The sequence below is a fragment of the Paraburkholderia kirstenboschensis genome (genome assembly GCF_904848585.1).
Classification (GTDB): domain Bacteria; phylum Pseudomonadota; class Gammaproteobacteria; order Burkholderiales; family Burkholderiaceae; genus Paraburkholderia; species Paraburkholderia kirstenboschensis.
Window position 1 is genome coordinate 914,863 of record NZ_CAJHCR010000001.1, and the last position, 17,040, is coordinate 931,902.

Here is a 17,040-nt window from a genome sequence, read left to right on the forward strand (position 1 = left end):
ATTCCACTCGCTAGTATGGAAAATTCGACCGTGGTATCGTAAACCTATACCGGCTCGGCATGGGGCTGCACCGGGAAACCTATACTGAAATCATGAAAGGTTTCGACCCACGAACGGCAAAATTGTTGCCTGCCGGGCAGCACATTCTAATTGATGGATCGCCTGGCCTGCGGCTTATCGCGAGCGCCAGCCGCAAGACTTGGACGTATCGCTACCGCACGCCTGATGGTCGGCTCGGCCAGGTGAAGATCGGCACATGGCCGGAAATGAGTGTCGCTACCGCCGTCCACAACTGGGAGAAGCTGCGTGCGGCTCGGGATAGTGGCGAGGACCCAGCCGCCGAGCGACGTACGGCGCGCACAGCGGTCTCGGAGGGTGCGGCCAAGGTCGATGGCTCGCCGACGGTCGCCGACGTGCTGCGCGACTACGTGCATGGGCACGTCAATGTGCATCGCAAAGAGAAGGGCGCGGCTGAAGTGCGCCGCATGTTCGCTAAGATGGTTCCCGGGAAGTTCGCCGCCATGGATGCGACGACTGTGAAGCGCCGCGACGCATTCGACCTGATCAAGAGTCATGAGGTGATCCCGGTGCAGGCCGCCAACCTAAAAAGGGAATTGGCCGCAGCTTGGTCCTATGCGATGGATTCGGGCAGGCTCCCCGAAGACGCAAGCAACCACTGGCGCGACATACTGCGCGGAAAGTTGCAATCCTCTGGCCGGATCGTGGCCGGTGAGCGGGTGACCACGAAGCGAGTCCTGAGCGCCATCGAACTCGGAACGCTGATACCGTGGCTGCCGAACCTGTCCCGCCTGGTGGATGATGTTCTAACGACTTACCTCTGGACCGGATTAAGAGGCGCTGAGATATGCGCAACCGAAGGCGCATGGCTCACAGAGGAGCCAGATGGTCTCTGGCTCACGATCCCAAAGGCGAGGACAAAGAACGCGAAGCGAGCCCACGCAACCGACATGCGGACGCCGCTGGTGGGCCGCGCTGAGACGATCATACGTAGGCGCATGGGCGTGCATGGCAAGGGCTTCCTGTTCCCGTCTGAGACTGGCGGCCACGTCGAGCAGAAGGTGATACAGACGAGCGTCTGGTTTCATATGCCTCATTCGAAGACGCGCCCGAACTGGGAGCGCCCGCGCCTGCCGGTGGAAAAATGGTCACCCCATGACTTGCGTCGCACCGTCCGGACCACTCTCGCCGCGCTCGGCTGTCCATCGGAAATAGCAGAGGCGATCCTTGGGCACGTGCCGCCCGGGATTGTCGGCGTGTACAACCGGCACGGCTACGACGCTGAGAAACGAGTCTGGCTGACGAAGCTGTCCGAGCGGCTCGAAGAACTGGCCGCCGAGCCCATCAAGACCGGCAACCCGCATTAGCCGGTGGGAGCATGTCGGCGGTCGGACGGCTGATCGCCCATTGCTCCACATCCGAGACGAGCCACGCCACACGCCTCGCACTCATGGCGCGAGGCTTCGGAAAACTCCCTTCCTGCACCAGGCGCTGCACGCCGCGCGTCGAAAGTGACAGTGCATCGGCCACGTCCGGCAGGTCGTAAAACAGCGGTTGAACGCGCCGCCGCGCGGGTCCGTCGCCGTCCGAATCCGAGTCGCCGTCACCCGATGCTGGCTTGCGCGATGTCGTACGCGTGCGGCGTGGTGCGCGTGCCGGTGCGTGTGACGATCCGCCGCCAACGTCCTGCATAGCGACCTCGTTACGAGCTTCCAGCGCGCGATAGATGGTAAGTGCTGCACGCTCGCGCTGGCGGGCTGGCTTGAAGCCTTCAAAAAAGGCGGAAAAAAGTGGGTTCTCGCTCATGTGTTCGGTCCAGTTAACGAAAAAGGGGCGACGCCGCACCTGCGGTTTCGCCCTCTGAGACTCAAGTATTCGATCAACGCGCACGTCGCGCAACGGGACGTTTCTGCGTGTGGACGATTTCCAACGCGTCGCTTTCCCGGCCCGCTGAAGTTGAAAATTTACATATGCTCGATATCGGCTTGTCGATCAATAACTTAATATTTTGAATGACCGTTCACTTCTGCTTATGACGCAGAACTCATTGATTTAGTTGATGTTTTTTTGTGTTTCGTCTTGTCGAATTGCGGAATCTCCACCATAATCTTTCTCAACCGGCAACGGGCCGGGTTCCCCAGGAGGCGTCATGAGAAACCGTTAATTCAATGAGAACGAAGCAATGCAACCCGCAACGCAACCAGTCGCAACGGCTGAAGACTTCCGCCGCTTCGCCGAGGACAAGCGCCTTTCTCTGAATGGTCGCGCCGTCCTTACCTTCCTCGCATCAAAACCCCCAAGCTACGTGCCGAACGTCCCTGACGTAATCGCGCTGACGCAGCACGCCCGCCGCAAATCCGGAAAGTGCATCGTCTACCAGGCATTCGCCGAATTGCGCGAGCTTGGCTACGTTTCGGCCCGCCGTACGAATTTGGGTGTTGACTACACACTTCACCTCAACCCGATCAACGGCGCGAACGGCGCGGGTGCGTAAATGGCTCGTATGCGCATCATCAAACCTGAATTCTGGACTTCCGACCAAGTCATGGAGCTGTCGCGCGATGCGCGCCTGGCATTCATTGGCCTGTGGAATTTCTGCGATGACGCGGGCATTCATTCTGCGAATGCTAAACGCCTGAAGGCTGAAGTGTTCCCGTGTGATGACGACCTTTCATCCGCAGGCGTTCGCGCGCTGGTCGATGAAATGATTAAGCACGGGCTCGTATCGGAATACGAGGCTATCGGCGAAATGTACTGGCAAGTAACCGGCTGGCATCATCAAAAGATCGACCAACCGACATACAAGCATCCGAGCCCCGACGGAACCGTTCCCGCAGGTGTCGCGAGGCGTCGTGCGGCCAATGCAGCCGCCGCAAAGAAAGGTGAAAGCGCACCGAAGCCTACGGTAGAACAAGGCGAACAAGCGGCGAGCCCTAGCCACGGCGACGGCGAATGTTCTGATGGTGTTCGCGAAGTGTTCGCCGAACAATCGCCGAACGATCCCGGAGTGTTCGACGGGTGTTCACCCCCGGAAGGGAAGGGAATGGAAGGGAATGGAGTGGAAGGGAATGTAAAGGAGAAAGGCAGCGCTGCGCGCGTCGCTTCGCTCCCTCCCGCCCCCGAATCCGAATCCGAATCCGAATCCGAATCCGAATCCGAATCCGAATCCGAATCCGAATCCGAAAAAGCTGTGCCCGAAAAATCGGAACCGGCGCAAGTGGACTTGCTGGGTGACGCACCGCCGAATCCTGAGAGGCCAGCGACGAAAGCAAAGGCCGCGACCGTCGACAAAAAATCTCAGGCGCAGACGTTCGACTCGGTTGCGTACCTGCTGGCTGAAGGTGTCGATTCGCAGGTGGCGGCTGACTTCCTGAAGGTCCGCAAGGATAAGCGCCTGCCGCCGACGCTGACGGCGTTCGACCGCATGCGCAGCGACGGTGCCAAGGTCGGCATCACGTTCGCGCAGGCTGTGACGTACTGCGCTGAGAAGGGGCACGGCGGTTTCTACCCTGATTCGTACCTCAAGGATTTGCAACCCGTGCAGGCGGGCAAGCAGGGCAACGGGTTCATGTCGAAGCAGGCACGCGCAGAGGCCGAGAACCGCCGCAACCATCCGGATATGTACAACGCCGACGGAACGGCGAAGGTGATTCAGTTCGACGCCCCACGGCTCGCAATCGCGCAGCAGCGCCCGGCGCTTATCAGCTATACCCAAAAAGACGACGACGTAGGATTCTAACCATGCAAAACAACGACAAGGCCGTGTTCAAGACGGCGCTCGAAACCTGCTTCGCGAACTACCGCGAGCCCGCGCCGCTGGATGCCGTGGTTGACGACTGGATGGGTCACCTGACGCCGTACAACATCATGCAGGTGGGCAACGCGATTGAGCACCACAAGCGCAACAGCCGCCGCACGCCTGTGCTTGCCGATATCCTTGCGCTGTTGCCGAAAGACCCGGCTGACTGGCCTGAAGCGCCGACCGCGTTTAGTGAAATGCTTCAGATCGAAGGCGGCCAGTTCGCGCTGACGACCCGCGAGCACCTGGCCGCGTTCGAGGTCGCGCGCCCGCTGCTCGAAGCGCGCGAACGCTTCAACGCTTCGAAGGCGTTCGTGGAGCGTTACGAGAGCATGGTGACGGCCGCGAAGAATGGGGGCTTGCGTGCCGCATGGTTCGTGTCCAGCAGCGGCTCCGATCATGACGGCGTGTATCGCCGCGAGGCGCTGCGTGATGGGGTGCGCAGTGGCCGCATTACGAAAGAGCAGGGCGTTGTGCTGGCCGCACTGTTGCCGCCGCCCCCGGACAAGGTGCCTCCGTACGACGCGGACGGCAATCTGCCCGCACTGTCTGCGCCGCCCGCGCCGAGCAACCGCATTCAAAGCGAGGTCGAGAAGTTGCGCGCCACGCTTGGCCGCATGAATGAGCCCGCTACCGAATGGGTTCCGGAAGTCGCCGAGCCCGATCCGGTGAAGGCCGAGAGTGCGCGCAAGGTCGCGGAGTTTCTCGCCGCGCGCCCCGCCGACGATGAGGCGCGCAAGGCCGCAGAGCGTGTGCGTCAGGACGGCTACGCCAATGCGTTTGCCCGCATCATGGCGCTCGCGCGTTTGTCCGACGATGGGAAGTTCGGTGCCGCCGTGCGCGCGGTGGTCGCAGAACAGGTGGCCGTATGAGCGAACCGGGTGCGCGTGTTGGCCTGTATTTCGCATGGAAGTTAATCGACCGCTTCAGGGCGAGGCAGAACGTCAACACGCATCAAATCGAGTTTGCACTGAAAGCAATCGAGACGGTCCACGGCCGCCGCCCGATTCATGGCTCGCCGACGCATCAGTTCGATGATGAGACCCGCTTACGCGAAAAGGTGGTGGCCCACTGATTCGGAATACGCGCCCGGCGCGAAATCCGGGCCATGGCCGGCTTGGCGACCTTTCCGCGATGCGATGGTGCATCGGCCAGGGTCCGCCAGCCTCTCTAAAGCCTCCTGATCGAAACGTACATAAGCGAGATAAACATGAGCGACACGAACAAAAACGAGCAGCCGGTGAGCCTGACCGAAGTGCTCAACACGAATTCCATCCCCTTGTCGGCCGTTGCCGCGAACAAGGTGCTTCATTCCTCCGGTATGACTGAGGTCCGGTGGCGTGCCAGTTCGAAGCCCGGCCGTGCGCCTAAGAGCTACCGCGCCGCCACGTCGCTTGGCGAGCAGCACGGGGCCGTCAACGAGGTCAACACGGTCGGTTCCGGTGACCCGATATTGCTCAAGTATCTGCCTAGCATGTTCCCCGCGCTATGGGCACACAAGGCCGTGCAGGACACGCTCGCTGCGATGTTGCGCGAGGGCGAAGTGAAGTATCGCGACGGCGGGGCGCAGGACGCGGGGGAAGTGTTTTAACTGATCAACCGTATGCAGACCGACGAAGCTCATTCGTGATTGACGAACACCACCTGGTCGCCCGTCTCGCCCCGTGTGGCGGGCTCCCGTGTGTCTCAGGTGGCTTCTGGGTGATTTGGCCGTGTCGCAGTGGGGCACAATTTCATTACTCACTCAACAGGAGAGAATCGAAGTGCAGCAAGAACGTTTAAATCTGAAAGTGCCGACGCCGCTCTATGACTCGCTGAAGGCATTGAGCCAGCGCGACGGCCGCAGCGTGCCGGAACTGGCCCGCGCCGCGCTTGTCGAGTTTGTTTCGAAGAGCAAGCAAGCCTAAGCAGTACACCGCCGAGTGATCGGCAACACAATCAAACACGTAGTACTACTGAAAGGTAAGGATGATCGACATGGCAAAGAAACAACCCGCAGCAAAAGCAACGAAGAAGGCTGCAGCAAAGAATGCCCCCGTGACGAAGGCCACGCCGAAGACGTTCGATCCGACGCTGCCGGTGTTCGATCCGGCATCTATCCCGGTCATGCATTACGAACTTCATTCGTTCAAGACTGTTGGACGCTCGAAGCTGTATAAGCGCATCGTGGAGATTGGTGGCCTTGGCATTGGCGCTGCCGCACTCCTCACGAACGAGAAGGACGCGCCGCGCTTGCTGGCCGAAGGCAAGACGCTTGCCTATGTAGGCGAGGACTTGTGCGTTGTGACGACCGACATAGCGCTCATTGAAAGCGTTGCAAAGGAAACCATCCCCGCCGAGTTCATGCCGAACGCGATGGCGTTTTACCGCCATCATGTCGGCCGTTCGTTTCTTGCGGAGGAGCGCGAGTATGAGAACGTGAGCGGCACGCCGTACGGCCTCTATCGCGACTGCATGGGCGAAGAGGACTTCGCCATTGTTGATGCGGAAATGGCCGCGAAGTATCAGCGCATTCTGGCGGCGAACGCGCACTATGCGCTCAACCCGCTGGGCGAGCCGGGCGGGTTGTTCGATGAGCATGTTCCGGGCCGCACGCTCGAAGCCGCGATTTTGAACTTTGTGGTCGCCGCTCACGAACACGAAAAATATGCGAAGGAATGGCACGACCTCGCAATCGAATTCTCGAAGGTCTGGAAGGCGAAGCACGGCCTGTCGAAGGTTGACCACGCCTGCCCGCGCTACCGCGCGTTCACCCGCGCGCCGTGGATGCAGCACAAGTATCATCGCGGCCTGGCTGCACTGGCCCGCTCGTATCTGAATGGCGTCACTGAGCTGTATGCGCAGGCATCCGAAGTGCCGTTTTTCGGGCCCGCACACGCACCCTCTAAGAATGTCGCGCCGCAGCCCCTGAAGCTCGTTCCCACGAAGCTTCCGCGCCTCGAAGAAATGGACGATTCGATTCCGTTCTAACCGCTGCTCCGCAGATCGGACTTCCCCGGGCCGCGATCAACTAACGAGAATTAGTGTTATGACAGACCAAAAAATGCCGATGGCAACGACCGACGAGCAGGTAGAGTGCATCCGCCAGCTATCGCAGAAGTGGTTTGCCGATCTTGCCGGCGCACTCGCCAATGAGGACCGCTGCCGTGATGCGGGCGATGCTGAGGCGGAACTGATCGCCACTGTGCGCCGCATCGAGTTGGTCGAGTTTCTGTTCGCGTGGGTGGCTATTTTCGACAGCCTGTCGAATGAGGTGAGCCCGATCATGGCGCTTGAAACCCGCTTGGTGCTCCTGGGAGCGGACCCGGCCCGCGCGAAAGACTTCATGCCGACGACCACGCTTGTTCCGTTGGTCGAGGCAGGTGTCGAGCCCGCAGCCGAGAGGGTCGGCCCGCTGCTTCAGTTGCGGGTGTTCTGCAGCGACCCGAATGTCCACTACTGCCTGGAGGTGGCGAGGGTTTCCCGCGATGAACTGCAGGCCCTGCTGGCTGCCGAGGCGCGCGGCAGTGTGTTCGTGGCCGCGCCGAAGACCTTGCAATAGGGGCCGCCAACGGGTGGCATTGAAGCCGAGCGCATCAAGAAATAAAAAGCCCGGGGAGACCGGTCTTTCTGTAAATGCCATGAGACTATTCTGTCCGCGACACATAGGATCATCAAATACAACTCTCTAGTGCCAACGGCGCAGACCATGAAAAAGACCGGCCGGAAAAAGAAAACATCATGAACGAAACCAAGATTTGCTGCCCGAAGTGCTATGGCACGCAACTTCATTCCGGCATGCGCGGCTATAACTGGTGGAGGGGTGGCATCTTCGGAAGCGCAAGCATCCGCATCACGTGCCTCGCGTGTGGCCACCAGTTCAAGCCGGGGCAGGGCGGGACGGTCCGGGTGGGCAAGCCCGTCGCGCCGATGACCGGTCCGACCACGCCTCGCGAAGCAGAGCACCACAACCTTGAAGTGGCGTTCGAGCGCCCCGCCCGGACGCCATCGAACAGGAAGGCTCTCCTCGTGTGCGGCATCACTGTCGCGGCGCTGATGGTGATCACTGGCGCATTGCATCACACCTCGCAGGTTGATGTCGCCGCCGGTCAAGCCACGGCGACCGCCGACGCCGCGCCCGCGCCGGTGCCTGACAGCACGAGCGCTCCGACGCTTGGCGTGGCAGCGAGCGAACCTGCATCGGCTTCGTCCGCCGACGCTGCATCGGCCCCTGGGATTAGCGGCATGCAGTCTTCGGAGACGTATGCTGATAGGGCGCGCCGTCGCGTTCGCCCGTACATCGAATGGGACGGACCCTCGTCGGGTCTTGAGACCAAGATCGCGATCCACTGCGCGCCGAGCGGCACTGTGCTTTCCGCGACGGTCCAGCGCGGCAGCGGTAACCCGCAATGGGACGCTGCCGCGCTCAAGGCCGTCCAGAGTGCGGACCCTATGCCGACCGATTCGGATGGCCGCGCGCCCGCTGCGTTCGCGATTACGCTGCGGCCGGCGGGCTGACTGCTCTTTCGATGGGCATGCGAGTACCGCCCGGCCACCGCAGTGACGCCGAGCGCACCAAAAGGAAAAGCCCGCGATAGTGCGGGCTTTGTCGTTTGTTCGTGGAGAATACGCCGATCTACGCGCTTACTTGCGGCGCTTGGGCGGTTCTGCTGGATCGTTCGCCTCGTCAATGCGGTCTCGAATCCATCCTGCGCCGCCGAGCCTGCGGCACTTCTCCCAGCGGGCGTCATCCATGCGCACTTGGCGCGGCGTCATGGCCTCGCCATCCGGATTGATCGTCGGACGCCCAATCTTCCGGTCCACGTCCTCTAGGCGTTTGGATTTCGTAGTCATGCCGCGATGATACACGAGGTTACGTAGCTACAAATATTTTGAAAAAGGCTTGTATTGTGTAGCTACGAAAGTCTATGATCCGTTCCATCGCAGCACACAACACGAAAAACCCGGAGCAAGCAATGAACGCAGCGCAATCCCTCAATCAAAATTCAATCCTTCAGCGTTTCCTGCTTGGAAATCCCGATAGCACCTTGCGTACGGCCATGACGGCCTTGGGAGTACTGGCGACGCTGTTCTCCAGAATTGAACCGCTTGCGGCAGCGGGCGACGACGTCGTTGACCTAGCGCGTTTGGGTTGCCGAACACTCGGCGATGCGTCGACCGAGTGCCGTGAGCACGCGAACTCTGGCGACGTGATCGGCGTCGTTGATTGCCTTTCGCGCGCGGCTTCCGCGCACCGCACCGCGAAAAATCTGTTTCTTGGGATCGTGGAGCTTGGCGATACCGACGTCGCCGAACTGGCTCAACTCGGGATCAACCTCGCGATGTCGGTCCTAGACGATTTGGGCGCGTAAGCGCCGATCTCCCCGACACCTATCTAATTTTCGCGTCTGGCGGCGAGCCTTCGATGCATCGCCGGGGACAAACACACCCCGAGGTTTCTCATGTGGATTTGCCTTTCTGAATCGTTTTTGAGCATTGTTGACGCATCCGACGAACCTGGCACGCTTCTCGTGCGCGCACGCCGTCAGGGCGATATTGAAGCAGTTTTCCCAGACGCCAAGGTCACGCAGTCGGTAGGCAGAGACTACCTATACAGAGCGGGAATCGCTCGCGAGGAGGTCGCCGCCGCGCTCGCGGAGCAGATAATGAGGCTGGACTATCCGAATTTCAAATCGTCGGTCGCCGATCCGCGCCTGCATGCGGCCTACAGCAGCACCTGGTCGATCATGAGTCAGCTTCAGGAGTACGCGCCATATCACACGACGCCGCGCCCGGGGTTCCGCGCGCATCCGCTTCGCTAAACAGCAGCGAGGTCCAATGCTTCCCCATGACCTGATTGAGGAAATCCGCGCGTTGGAGCGGGCGCGAGTTCCAACGGCTAGCCTGATTCATGCCGTAGCGGTCTCTGCTGCGCAGTGCCTGGCAGAGGCCACGGGCGGCCGAGTGTATATCGTGCTGCACGGCATTGTCGCTGTCTCGCGAGCCCCGAAAAGCGCGCGACTCAAAACAGAACAAGGGTAACCCACGAGCAAATCGGTCACGAGCATAAGCACTGAGAGCATGCTGCGTCAGCGCTACGCCGCGATCCGATCGCGGCTGCCATGCACGCATAGTTCCGGCTTCCGGGTAAGTCTGTCCGACTGCCCACAGGAAGCAAGTTCTGTGTAAGCGCCCGCGCCGAGTCGCGCCGGTTGCGCGCTTTCCGCCTTTCAGCCGGTTGCGAGCGTCCGCGCGGGAAAGATCTCGTGTATTAAATCGCCTGCCATGGTCCAAAGTCGGTGGCGCAGACGTGCCAAAAATCGGCTATAAAGCGACGCTTGCGCGACAGTAACGGGGCTGGGACTCGACGCGTTTCGGTAATTTGACCCTGGCGTGAACAGAGCCGTGCGGAGCGGGCCAGAGCTATCTATATCTTCCTCGCGCACTCGGATATCAGATAATTCATTGTCGAACCTTTTGAAAAATACGTGAGTGCGTAGTTGCGCTCTGCAGGTTTCAACGAATGTGTGCCAATCGCAGACGCCCAAGAAAGCCAATCAGACTGACCGGTCTTGAGAAATTCGCCGCGAATTTCTTTAAAGCCAAATCCTTGCTCCGGAATCTCCAGAACTTTCGCGCGCGCTATTTTAAAATCAGCCGAAAGTTCGTAGAGTTTTAGTAAAATTTCCCCATAGATGCCGACTCCCATCAAAAAATCTTCTACGATGGTGGCTAACCAAAACAACTGAAATTCCAAAAAGAACGAATTATCATTTAGAAATTTCATAATCGCCGATGCCAATTCCTTTTTTTCGCTAATCGTCTCGCAAATCGCATGAATATGTTTCATAAGATTGGGGAATCGTGCCAAAAGCATCGGAATGTGCTCAAGCACGCTGTCACTGTGCGACCGCAAAAAGATCAGTATGCGTTCGGCGTCGGACTCTTCGAGTGTTTCGTCTTTCAGCAAGGCAAGCAACGCGTCAATTTGCTCTGGACTTAAGTTCTTCTTAACTTCTTCCTCAACCTCGATTAGCTCAACCCCCGAAGCGGTTTCGATATGGTAGTACTCGTACACGATCGCAACCAAGGACTTCTGAACCTCGGAGAGCGTGTCTTGAACATCCTCCAACGATTTATCAACGAACGTCTTGGAGGGATTTATATTTAATCCATTTTGGCCTAGCAATTGTTGGATGCGAATGAAATCTTGTTGCAATACGGAAGGGTCATCATCAAAGAGATTGAAGTCATCCATAAAACGGACAATCAGCGACGATTTCAAAAACCCTGTCAGATCGATGTATTTTAAAAACTCGTTCCCAAGCATCTTGCAGGGATAGATGCCTTGTGGCAAAAAATCTACGCTTCGACCAGCATTGATTTCCCTAAAATATTTTCCGAATGCCTGCGCGTCGGCATCGGAGACGGCCGCCTTTCCGGCAAACCAATTCATTAAATCATGATGGTAAATACTATTGAAATAGGAGGCTATATCAAACTGGATTTTGTGCTTGTATTCCTTTTCCCCATCCGCTACGGATGCCTTGTATGCCCGATACGCTGTATGAACGAGAACTTGCGAGCCCTTCGCAAATTTATAACCGAAGCTTCGCCTCGTGGTGCTTACTTCGCCCCGAAAGATTGCGCGATTCCGGAACGTGAGGTCGTAGATGAAATATTCGGCGACGGGATCTAGCTTCACCGTTCGCCTTAGATGCCCGCGTGGCTTCGTTGCGTACACCCGTTGTTGCGGTAGAAAATTGTCCGCCTCATTCGTTTCGTCCAAGACTTTCTGATAGATGTACTTATCAATCTCAGCGCTGTGCTTATCCACCATGTACCAGTTAGTTTTCAGCGGAAACAGAGTGGCAGGGAAATCCGCCTTGAAGAATTCAACTGTTGACATATAGAATGAATCGCGCTCATGTAGCTATGCATTTTGGATGATGCGCAAGCCGTTCATCTTCGGACGACCCCCGCAAAACCCCCCGGTAAGCAGTTTTCTCACTCTACTAGAACGTTTGCCATTTGTAACGCCGAATTAGAGTTTTGCCGCCGCGCGGGTCGCTTTTTGCTCAACCGTAATTCGCCGCTCCCATGCTCACGCGCTATGGCCGTTATGAGCGCCTTGCGACCCACGCGTATATCAACAGGCGTGTGCCCTGCCGTTCCAATTTGGAGTAAGTCGAGGAGTTAAGGGCGTAGCGCCTGCAGAATCGTCTATCGTCATTGCGTGCGCGTCTGTCGGCGTTTCGCGCGCGATGGCGGACGGCGGCATGACAACGGGTCGGAAGACATCGGGGCGCGCGGCGGCGTTCACCTTCTTAAGCCCGAAGCTCCGAACCAGGCCGAACGATATCAGTTCAGTGCTCGGGGACATTATCGAAACACGAGAGCGCGAAGCGAGATCGGCGGGCATGGAGACGCGAGCCTCGGGCCGCTCTCGCATCATTAGTTAGGCTAAAGGCAGTGGAGCAGTTCAGGACGTGGAAGTAGTGCTGCTACATGATCGGCATCATGTCGCTAGCCTGCGCTCGATCAACGGACAACAAAAGACCGGCTCGGGGCGGGTTCGATGTTTCGACAAATTCGGCTAAAGTTCGCGGCGATTGTCCTGAGAAGGTCCTATGCTCGACACAGGATGATTTCCGGAGACGCACGAAATCGGCTGTAAGCCTTGGGCTGCTTACTTGCGGGGGTAGGTTTGAACGTACGACCTTCGGGTTACGAGCCCAACGAGCTACCAGACCGCGCCATCCCACTGCACGAAACGTATTGATACTAGTGAGCGATTGCAGCGCTGCGAGGGAATCTCTCATATCGGCAAGACAGCAGATCGGCGCCGATGCTGACTGGCTCAAACGCGTCGAAATGCGTCCGCCGAGCGATGCACGTTATCGCGATCGACTTTCGTGTGAGGTGGCGCGCTCTAGTAGCCGTGTGCACTTTTCAGGTTCGGCCGGTTCTCCTATACGTGAGGTGGTGTGTACGGCTGTGTACGAAAGGTGTACGCCGCCCGGTCGGGACGCGATGATTGGTCTATTCGAACGAATCGCAGGCCCGTTATGACCGCGCAGAAAATCACCGACGAGGCGTGGGCTGGAGCCCGGGAGCGCTACGAAACCGAGCCGGGTCTCGGACTTGGGAAAATCGCCCAACTCCTTGATTGCAGCAAGAATTTAGTCGCAAGAAAGGCAAAGGAGCGGGGCTGGCAGAAGGGTATCGGTGTCCCTGTGCAGGTGCATGGCAACGCTGCGCCGTCAGATTCAAAAGTTACAGGAAATCCCGTACACCCAGCGACCCGCGCGCCCTACGTGTACGCACCCGAGCCGTCCACTGCGCCGTCGCGCGTCGCGGCCGATGTCTTCGTGCCGCCGGCTGCCGCCCAAACCCCTGCGCCGTCCTACGCCGACGATCCGACCATCCCTGAAGGTCTCGATGCCGCCGAGCGAGAGGACTTCGTGAAGGCCGCGATTCTTGCTCGCCAGAAGGCCATCAATGCACGTCACGTGCATGAGACGAAGGCGGCTCGCTCGCAGGTCTATGCCGCCATGAAGAAGGTCGGCACAGAGGGCGGCGCTGGTGCTGCGCTGGCTGTGATGCGGATCGTCCAGGCGCTGCGAAACGTTCAAGACGCGGAGATGGAGGCCGAGCTTGAACGCGTACGGCTGTCGCTGTCGGAGTTCGCCGGGAAGCCTAAGGGTCCCATGCCGGCACGCGTGACGGTGCTGCTTGTGAAGGAAGACGTGCGCCAGGTGGTCGAAGTGGCTGACGCGGCGGAAGGGATGCGGCTGGGTAACGGCTGGGAAACGGAGATTATCGATGTTCACTAAGCAGGAGAGGGCGTCCAACGCTCTGACGGCCCGACACTGCAAGGGGATAGTGTTTGTTTCGCCACCACCTTCCGGGCTCCGCAAAACCGGCGATTTGCCTGTATTGGACCGCTCAGACCTACCCCGAGGAAACGAAGGGGCAGGTGTTGCCCGATTAAGCGGAGCAGCGCACGCCGATTACGACGAATTCCAAGGCGCGCTCAAGTGCTTCTCCTTCTGTCATGCCCTCGGAAAAGAATGGCGTCAGCTGATCTTCGTCGGATGTTCGCCGCTGCCATCCGGTCGCCGGATAAATACGTCCGTATCGTAAGTGCCGTTGAGAGTAACGGCGATTACGTGGCCCGCGCTGCCTGTTCGGGTTTGCCATGGGTCCGCCTCTGTCGTCAGTTCCAGGGGATTACCATATCTCGGCGCCGTTCGGGCGAGCGCTCCGGAAATCAGCGTCTGTAAAGAGGGTCTGCCGGGTGACGCAGTGTATTCGAGCGCATAGCGATATCAAGAGATCTGTCTTATGGCTGCCCACGAACGGTCAGTCGCTTGCGGCGTTGCATTGGCATTCGAGCGTGGATCACTCCCTGATAACGGTCCTTCGCTGCACATGCCCTCCGCGCGGCATGTCAGCCAGAGCGGCCTCTCGCCAGAGCAGCCAAGTTCGCATCAACAACGAACTTTAAGGCGCGGCTGGAAGAAACGGTACGCAATCGTGACCTAGACACGGCGAAGTCGTTGTCAACCTGTTGCGACTATCGTGCCTACTTAGGCGCAACCACGCTGGATAAATCATACGACCAGCAAACGCGGCTCACCTTCGTCTAGGCCTTGAAGTTAAGTTGCCGTGGCCCGATCCGATGATTCCGGGCGACCATATTCGGAGCGTCGCCGGCGGCTCAGGGAGGCATATAGACTACCGTCTACAGTCGCGGCCTGCTGCTGATCGGTCGCAAGATCTCTGCACCGCGCATTTCGGAAGCACAACGGCTGCTTGTGGATTATTGCCGCCACGTCCGCAGCCCTCGTGACTATCATATATGTCACATGGGACCTGTTCGAGTAGTTCGGGAGGTATCGAAGCAGGAACCGGAGCGGCCACGGGATCTGTGTTCCTTTCGCGGTTTCTATGACGTAGCTGAAGTACGTTATTTGCCATCAACGGATGGCAGCAGTTTGCTGAACTTTCTGCTCCAAGACAGGCCAAGCAGTTTGCAGGGATGGGCCAAAATTTTTCCCGATTTTAAGTTGGGTACCGGAGAGTCCCATGCCACATTCCGATCTTATCGATCTTAGGACCGCGATCGAGCGGCTTCAGCGACAGGCCTTCGAATACGCCTCGTTCATGAAGCGGTATGTCGCCGCTGAGGGGAAAGTCGAAGAGCGAGAGCCCCCGCCGATATCCCTGAAGGCGATTGAAATCCTTGAAGGCAGAACCCAATCTGTGTTTTTGACGTGTGAAGTTCCGTTTCGTACCTGGGCCGAGTACAAAAAGGAATATCGGCAAATACGTCCTGAGCCGGATGGCGGCCTTTTTGGGACTACTGCGGCTGGTTATGAATGGACCTACTGCAGCCTTCATCTCTGGCTTGACGAAATGCTGGCCCGGAGCTACACCGCCACTGCAACCTCAGCAGAGCGAATCTTGGCTACGAATTATCACTTGAACATCTCGAACGTTACAGGCCCAGTAAACATCCTGAGCCACCTCAATCACGCAGTCCAAGCGGTGCAAACCGCAGACGGCATGAAGGAAGGAAGCAAGGAAAAAATTGTCTCGCTCTTGGAAGAACTCCGAGTTGCACTTGCGGGTGCCCCAGCGGCGCAATTGTCAGATGCGGAACTGGTGGCCGAACAAGCGTCGGATCTTGCGGAAGAGTTTTCTAGACAAAAGCCTCGTCAATCTGCACTAAACATAAAGGCGTCCGGTCTAGTCGAAGCTGCCAATTCTCTTAAGTCCGTCGTTCCGACAGCAATCGCAATCGCAAAGCAGATCGCTGCGTCCATCGACAATCCGGATACGCAACTGTAGCGGGCACTGGCCGCTGTCGTCCCTTGCTTCCACAGCGAAGAAAAACGTGTCATCCTCCCTGCAATATCGCCATACGGTAGGGTTGAGGTGACTGTGAATCTGGGAGTGACCGGGCACCACAACCTTCCGCCTTCAGCGCTTCCGTACATTCAAGCGGAAATGCCGGAGTTCATAGGTCGGTATTCGCCGATCACTGGTTTGTCGTCGCTCGCCGCGGGGGCGGATCAGCTATTTGCGCAAAGTGTATTGAAAACGGGAAATAACTTGCGCGTGTGCTGATTCCATGCAAAAAATATGGATTGACGCACAGGAAGTCGATCTCCTGCTCTACCGCCATCTTTTAGTGGCGTTGTTGCATAAATCGAATTGAAGACAAAGGGACTCCGGTGATCGGTCATTTAGGCGATGGGAACGCACTGCGGGCGAGCGAGCGTCGTCATGCGGTTGAGCACGCCTACGCGGATCGACACATCGGTGGCTTGCGGACCGGTACAGTGTTCCCACAGGCTATGGGCCGTGAGTGTCTTGAGCCGGTACATCAGGATCTCAACCAAGTCCCGATGCGTCATCAGCGCCACGCAGACCTGATCGGTGTTGGCGTCCATCGCCAGATGCACCTTGCGCCGGGTGCGCCGCTTCGAATGGCCGTGCTTGCGGACTTTCCATTCGCCCTCGCCGTAGAGCTTCAGCCCCGCGCTGTCGACGACCAAATGCAGCGGCTTACCGCTGCGCAGCGCGGGCAGGACCATGTTCAACTCCTGCCCGCGGCAGCACAGCGTCGTGTAATTGGGTACCGGCAGATCAGCGAAGGCGAACTTACACAGGCTTTGAGCGAAACCCTGAAGCGCTCGCAGGGGCAAACGATAAACCTGCTTGAGCCCGAGCAGCATCTCGATCACCGCGTCACTATAGACGCGAAGTCGGCCGCGTCTGGGCGAGCCAGCCTCGGGTGCCTGCGTCAGTACGCCCTCATCAATTCACAGGGTCACGTTGCCTCTCGCGATCAAACCCGTGTTGTATTCAGGCCCGTTCCTGACGCGGTACACCCCTTTGGGCTCGCTCGCCTTGTGTTCGTCCTTGTGCATCTTCGCGGGCAAAAGTCGAGAATCTACGCAGTTAGACGTGAAGTTAACAGCACAGTCATCCCGACCGTTGCGCGTAAACGTCAACTCGACGCGCAGCGGCCCGATTTGTGCAACAACGCCTCTTTTAGTTCAAGCTGTAACTGTCGAAACGTTATCGTTCGGGTTGCCTTGCGAGGAAGCGTTTTTTACGCGGGCCAACGTCTCGTCGAACATTCTGAGTTACTGATGCAGTCTGGGACGGGAAAAGGGCGGAAGGTGGTAGGGGGCACTGCGCACGTGGTTGCATATGCGCGGAAATCTAAC

The 17,040-nt window shown here is 58.4% G+C and carries 17 protein-coding genes and 1 pseudogene; 14 read left to right on the forward strand and 4 right to left on the reverse strand.

The annotated features are described in order from the left end of the window. Nucleotides 1–92: 92 nt before the first annotated feature. Complete coding sequence (locus tag JMY24_RS04140; RefSeq protein ID WP_128595376.1) at nt 93–1,385, forward strand: tyrosine-type recombinase/integrase; 1,293 nt, start codon at nt 93–95, stop codon at nt 1,383–1,385. On the opposite strand, the gene JMY24_RS04145 is transcribed toward JMY24_RS04140, so the two are convergent. Then, a complete protein-coding gene (locus JMY24_RS04145) occupies nt 1,363–1,824 on the reverse strand; it encodes a helix-turn-helix transcriptional regulator (RefSeq protein WP_236597311.1) in 462 nt (153 codons plus the stop codon). The two genes, JMY24_RS04140 and JMY24_RS04145, sit on opposite strands and share 23 nt — an antisense overlap. Nucleotides 1,825–2,200: 376 nt before the next feature. Between JMY24_RS04145 and JMY24_RS04150 the strand changes: the two genes are divergently transcribed. From JMY24_RS04150 to JMY24_RS04190, 9 genes are all read left to right on the forward strand, one after another. Further along, nucleotides 2,201–2,512 (forward strand): hypothetical protein, encoded by a 312-nt coding sequence (locus JMY24_RS04150; protein WP_128595375.1) that lies wholly within the window; start codon nt 2,201–2,203, stop codon nt 2,510–2,512. Between the two features lie 9 nt (nt 2,513–2,521). Continuing rightward, nucleotides 2,522–3,757, forward strand: coding sequence for a hypothetical protein (locus JMY24_RS04155; protein ID WP_201701425.1), 1,236 nt, complete (start codon nt 2,522–2,524; stop codon nt 3,755–3,757). Between the two features lie 2 nt (nt 3,758–3,759). Further along, nucleotides 3,760–4,689 carry a hypothetical protein gene (locus JMY24_RS04160; RefSeq protein WP_128595372.1) on the forward strand — a complete coding sequence of 310 codons (930 nt, stop codon included), beginning with the start codon at nt 3,760–3,762 and terminating at the stop codon, nt 4,687–4,689. Continuing rightward, entirely contained in the window at nt 4,686–4,892 is a 207-nt protein-coding gene (locus JMY24_RS04165) for a hypothetical protein (protein WP_128595371.1), read from the forward strand. Before JMY24_RS04160 ends, JMY24_RS04165 begins: the two co-directional genes overlap by 4 nt. Before the next feature lie 135 nt (nt 4,893–5,027). Then, the gene (locus tag JMY24_RS04170; RefSeq protein ID WP_201701426.1) at nt 5,028–5,408 is read left to right on the forward strand and encodes a hypothetical protein; all 381 of its coding nucleotides are present in this window, start codon (nt 5,028–5,030) and stop codon (nt 5,406–5,408) included. Between the two features lie 121 nt (nt 5,409–5,529). After that, complete coding sequence (locus JMY24_RS04175; RefSeq protein WP_128595369.1) at nt 5,530–5,724, forward strand: hypothetical protein; 195 nt, start codon at nt 5,530–5,532, stop codon at nt 5,722–5,724. Nucleotides 5,725–5,794: 70 nt separating this feature from the next. Beyond that, nucleotides 5,795–6,787: a hypothetical protein gene (locus JMY24_RS04180; protein WP_128595368.1), complete on the forward strand. Its 993-nt coding sequence runs from the start codon at nt 5,795–5,797 to the stop codon at nt 6,785–6,787. Between the two features lie 58 nt (nt 6,788–6,845). Beyond that, nucleotides 6,846–7,358, forward strand: a complete 513-nt coding sequence (locus JMY24_RS04185) for a hypothetical protein (RefSeq protein WP_128595367.1) — start codon at nt 6,846–6,848, stop codon at nt 7,356–7,358. 179 nt (nt 7,359–7,537) lie between these two features. After that, a complete protein-coding gene (locus JMY24_RS04190) occupies nt 7,538–8,314 on the forward strand; it encodes an energy transducer TonB (protein WP_128595366.1) in 777 nt (258 codons plus the stop codon). Nucleotides 8,315–8,440: 126 nt separating this feature from the next. Here JMY24_RS04190 and JMY24_RS04195 read toward each other — a convergent pair whose 3' ends face one another. After that, nucleotides 8,441–8,650, reverse strand: coding sequence for a hypothetical protein (locus tag JMY24_RS04195; protein ID WP_128595365.1), 210 nt, complete (start codon nt 8,648–8,650; stop codon nt 8,441–8,443). Nucleotides 8,651–8,724: 74 nt separating this feature from the next. Here JMY24_RS04195 and JMY24_RS04200 point away from each other — a divergent pair, with 74 nt between their 5' ends. Both JMY24_RS04200 and JMY24_RS04205 read left to right on the forward strand, forming a co-directional pair. Further along, entirely contained in the window at nt 8,725–9,168 is a 444-nt protein-coding gene (locus JMY24_RS04200) for a hypothetical protein (protein ID WP_128595364.1), read from the forward strand. Nucleotides 9,169–9,285: 117 nt separating this feature from the next. Continuing rightward, nucleotides 9,286–9,618: a hypothetical protein gene (locus JMY24_RS04205; RefSeq protein WP_193425111.1), complete on the forward strand. Its 333-nt coding sequence runs from the start codon at nt 9,286–9,288 to the stop codon at nt 9,616–9,618. 605 nt (nt 9,619–10,223) lie between these two features. On the opposite strand, the gene drt5 is transcribed toward JMY24_RS04205, so the two are convergent. After that, complete coding sequence (gene drt5, locus JMY24_RS04210) at nt 10,224–11,705, reverse strand: antiviral reverse transcriptase Drt5 (protein WP_201701427.1); 1,482 nt, start codon at nt 11,703–11,705, stop codon at nt 10,224–10,226. A 1,159-nt stretch (nt 11,706–12,864) separates the two neighbouring features. Here drt5 and JMY24_RS04215 point away from each other — a divergent pair. Further along, a complete protein-coding gene (locus JMY24_RS04215; protein WP_128595363.1) occupies nt 12,865–13,632 on the forward strand; it encodes a hypothetical protein in 768 nt (255 codons plus the stop codon). Between the two features lie 1,255 nt (nt 13,633–14,887). Continuing rightward, nucleotides 14,888–15,652, forward strand: coding sequence for a hypothetical protein (locus tag JMY24_RS04220; protein ID WP_128595362.1), 765 nt, complete (start codon nt 14,888–14,890; stop codon nt 15,650–15,652). 398 nt (nt 15,653–16,050) lie between these two features. On the opposite strand, the pseudogene JMY24_RS04225 reads toward JMY24_RS04220, so the two are convergent. Then, nucleotides 16,051–16,737, reverse strand: a pseudogene (locus JMY24_RS04225) (IS5 family transposase). Nucleotides 16,738–17,040: the final 303 nt, after the last annotated feature.

Coding starts and splice junctions, on each gene's coding strand:
- JMY24_RS04140 (WP_128595376.1), top strand. CDS start 93: ATGAAAGGTTTCGACCCACGAACGGCAAAATTGTTGCCTGCCGGGCAG.
- JMY24_RS04145 (WP_236597311.1), bottom strand. CDS start 1,824: ATGAGCGAGAACCCACTTTTTTCCGCCTTTTTTGAAGGCTTCAAGCCA.
- JMY24_RS04150 (WP_128595375.1), top strand. CDS start 2,201: ATGCAACCCGCAACGCAACCAGTCGCAACGGCTGAAGACTTCCGCCGC.
- JMY24_RS04155 (WP_201701425.1), top strand. CDS start 2,522: ATGCGCATCATCAAACCTGAATTCTGGACTTCCGACCAAGTCATGGAG.
- JMY24_RS04160 (WP_128595372.1), top strand. CDS start 3,760: ATGCAAAACAACGACAAGGCCGTGTTCAAGACGGCGCTCGAAACCTGC.
- JMY24_RS04165 (WP_128595371.1), top strand. CDS start 4,686: ATGAGCGAACCGGGTGCGCGTGTTGGCCTGTATTTCGCATGGAAGTTA.
- JMY24_RS04170 (WP_201701426.1), top strand. CDS start 5,028: ATGAGCGACACGAACAAAAACGAGCAGCCGGTGAGCCTGACCGAAGTG.
- JMY24_RS04180 (WP_128595368.1), top strand. CDS start 5,795: ATGGCAAAGAAACAACCCGCAGCAAAAGCAACGAAGAAGGCTGCAGCA.
- JMY24_RS04185 (WP_128595367.1), top strand. CDS start 6,846: ATGACAGACCAAAAAATGCCGATGGCAACGACCGACGAGCAGGTAGAG.
- JMY24_RS04190 (WP_128595366.1), top strand. CDS start 7,538: ATGAACGAAACCAAGATTTGCTGCCCGAAGTGCTATGGCACGCAACTT.
- JMY24_RS04195 (WP_128595365.1), bottom strand. CDS start 8,650: ATGACTACGAAATCCAAACGCCTAGAGGACGTGGACCGGAAGATTGGG.
- JMY24_RS04200 (WP_128595364.1), top strand. CDS start 8,725: ATGATCCGTTCCATCGCAGCACACAACACGAAAAACCCGGAGCAAGCA.
- drt5 (WP_201701427.1), bottom strand. CDS start 11,705: ATGTCAACAGTTGAATTCTTCAAGGCGGATTTCCCTGCCACTCTGTTT.
- JMY24_RS04215 (WP_128595363.1), top strand. CDS start 12,865: ATGACCGCGCAGAAAATCACCGACGAGGCGTGGGCTGGAGCCCGGGAG.
- JMY24_RS04220 (WP_128595362.1), top strand. CDS start 14,888: ATGCCACATTCCGATCTTATCGATCTTAGGACCGCGATCGAGCGGCTT.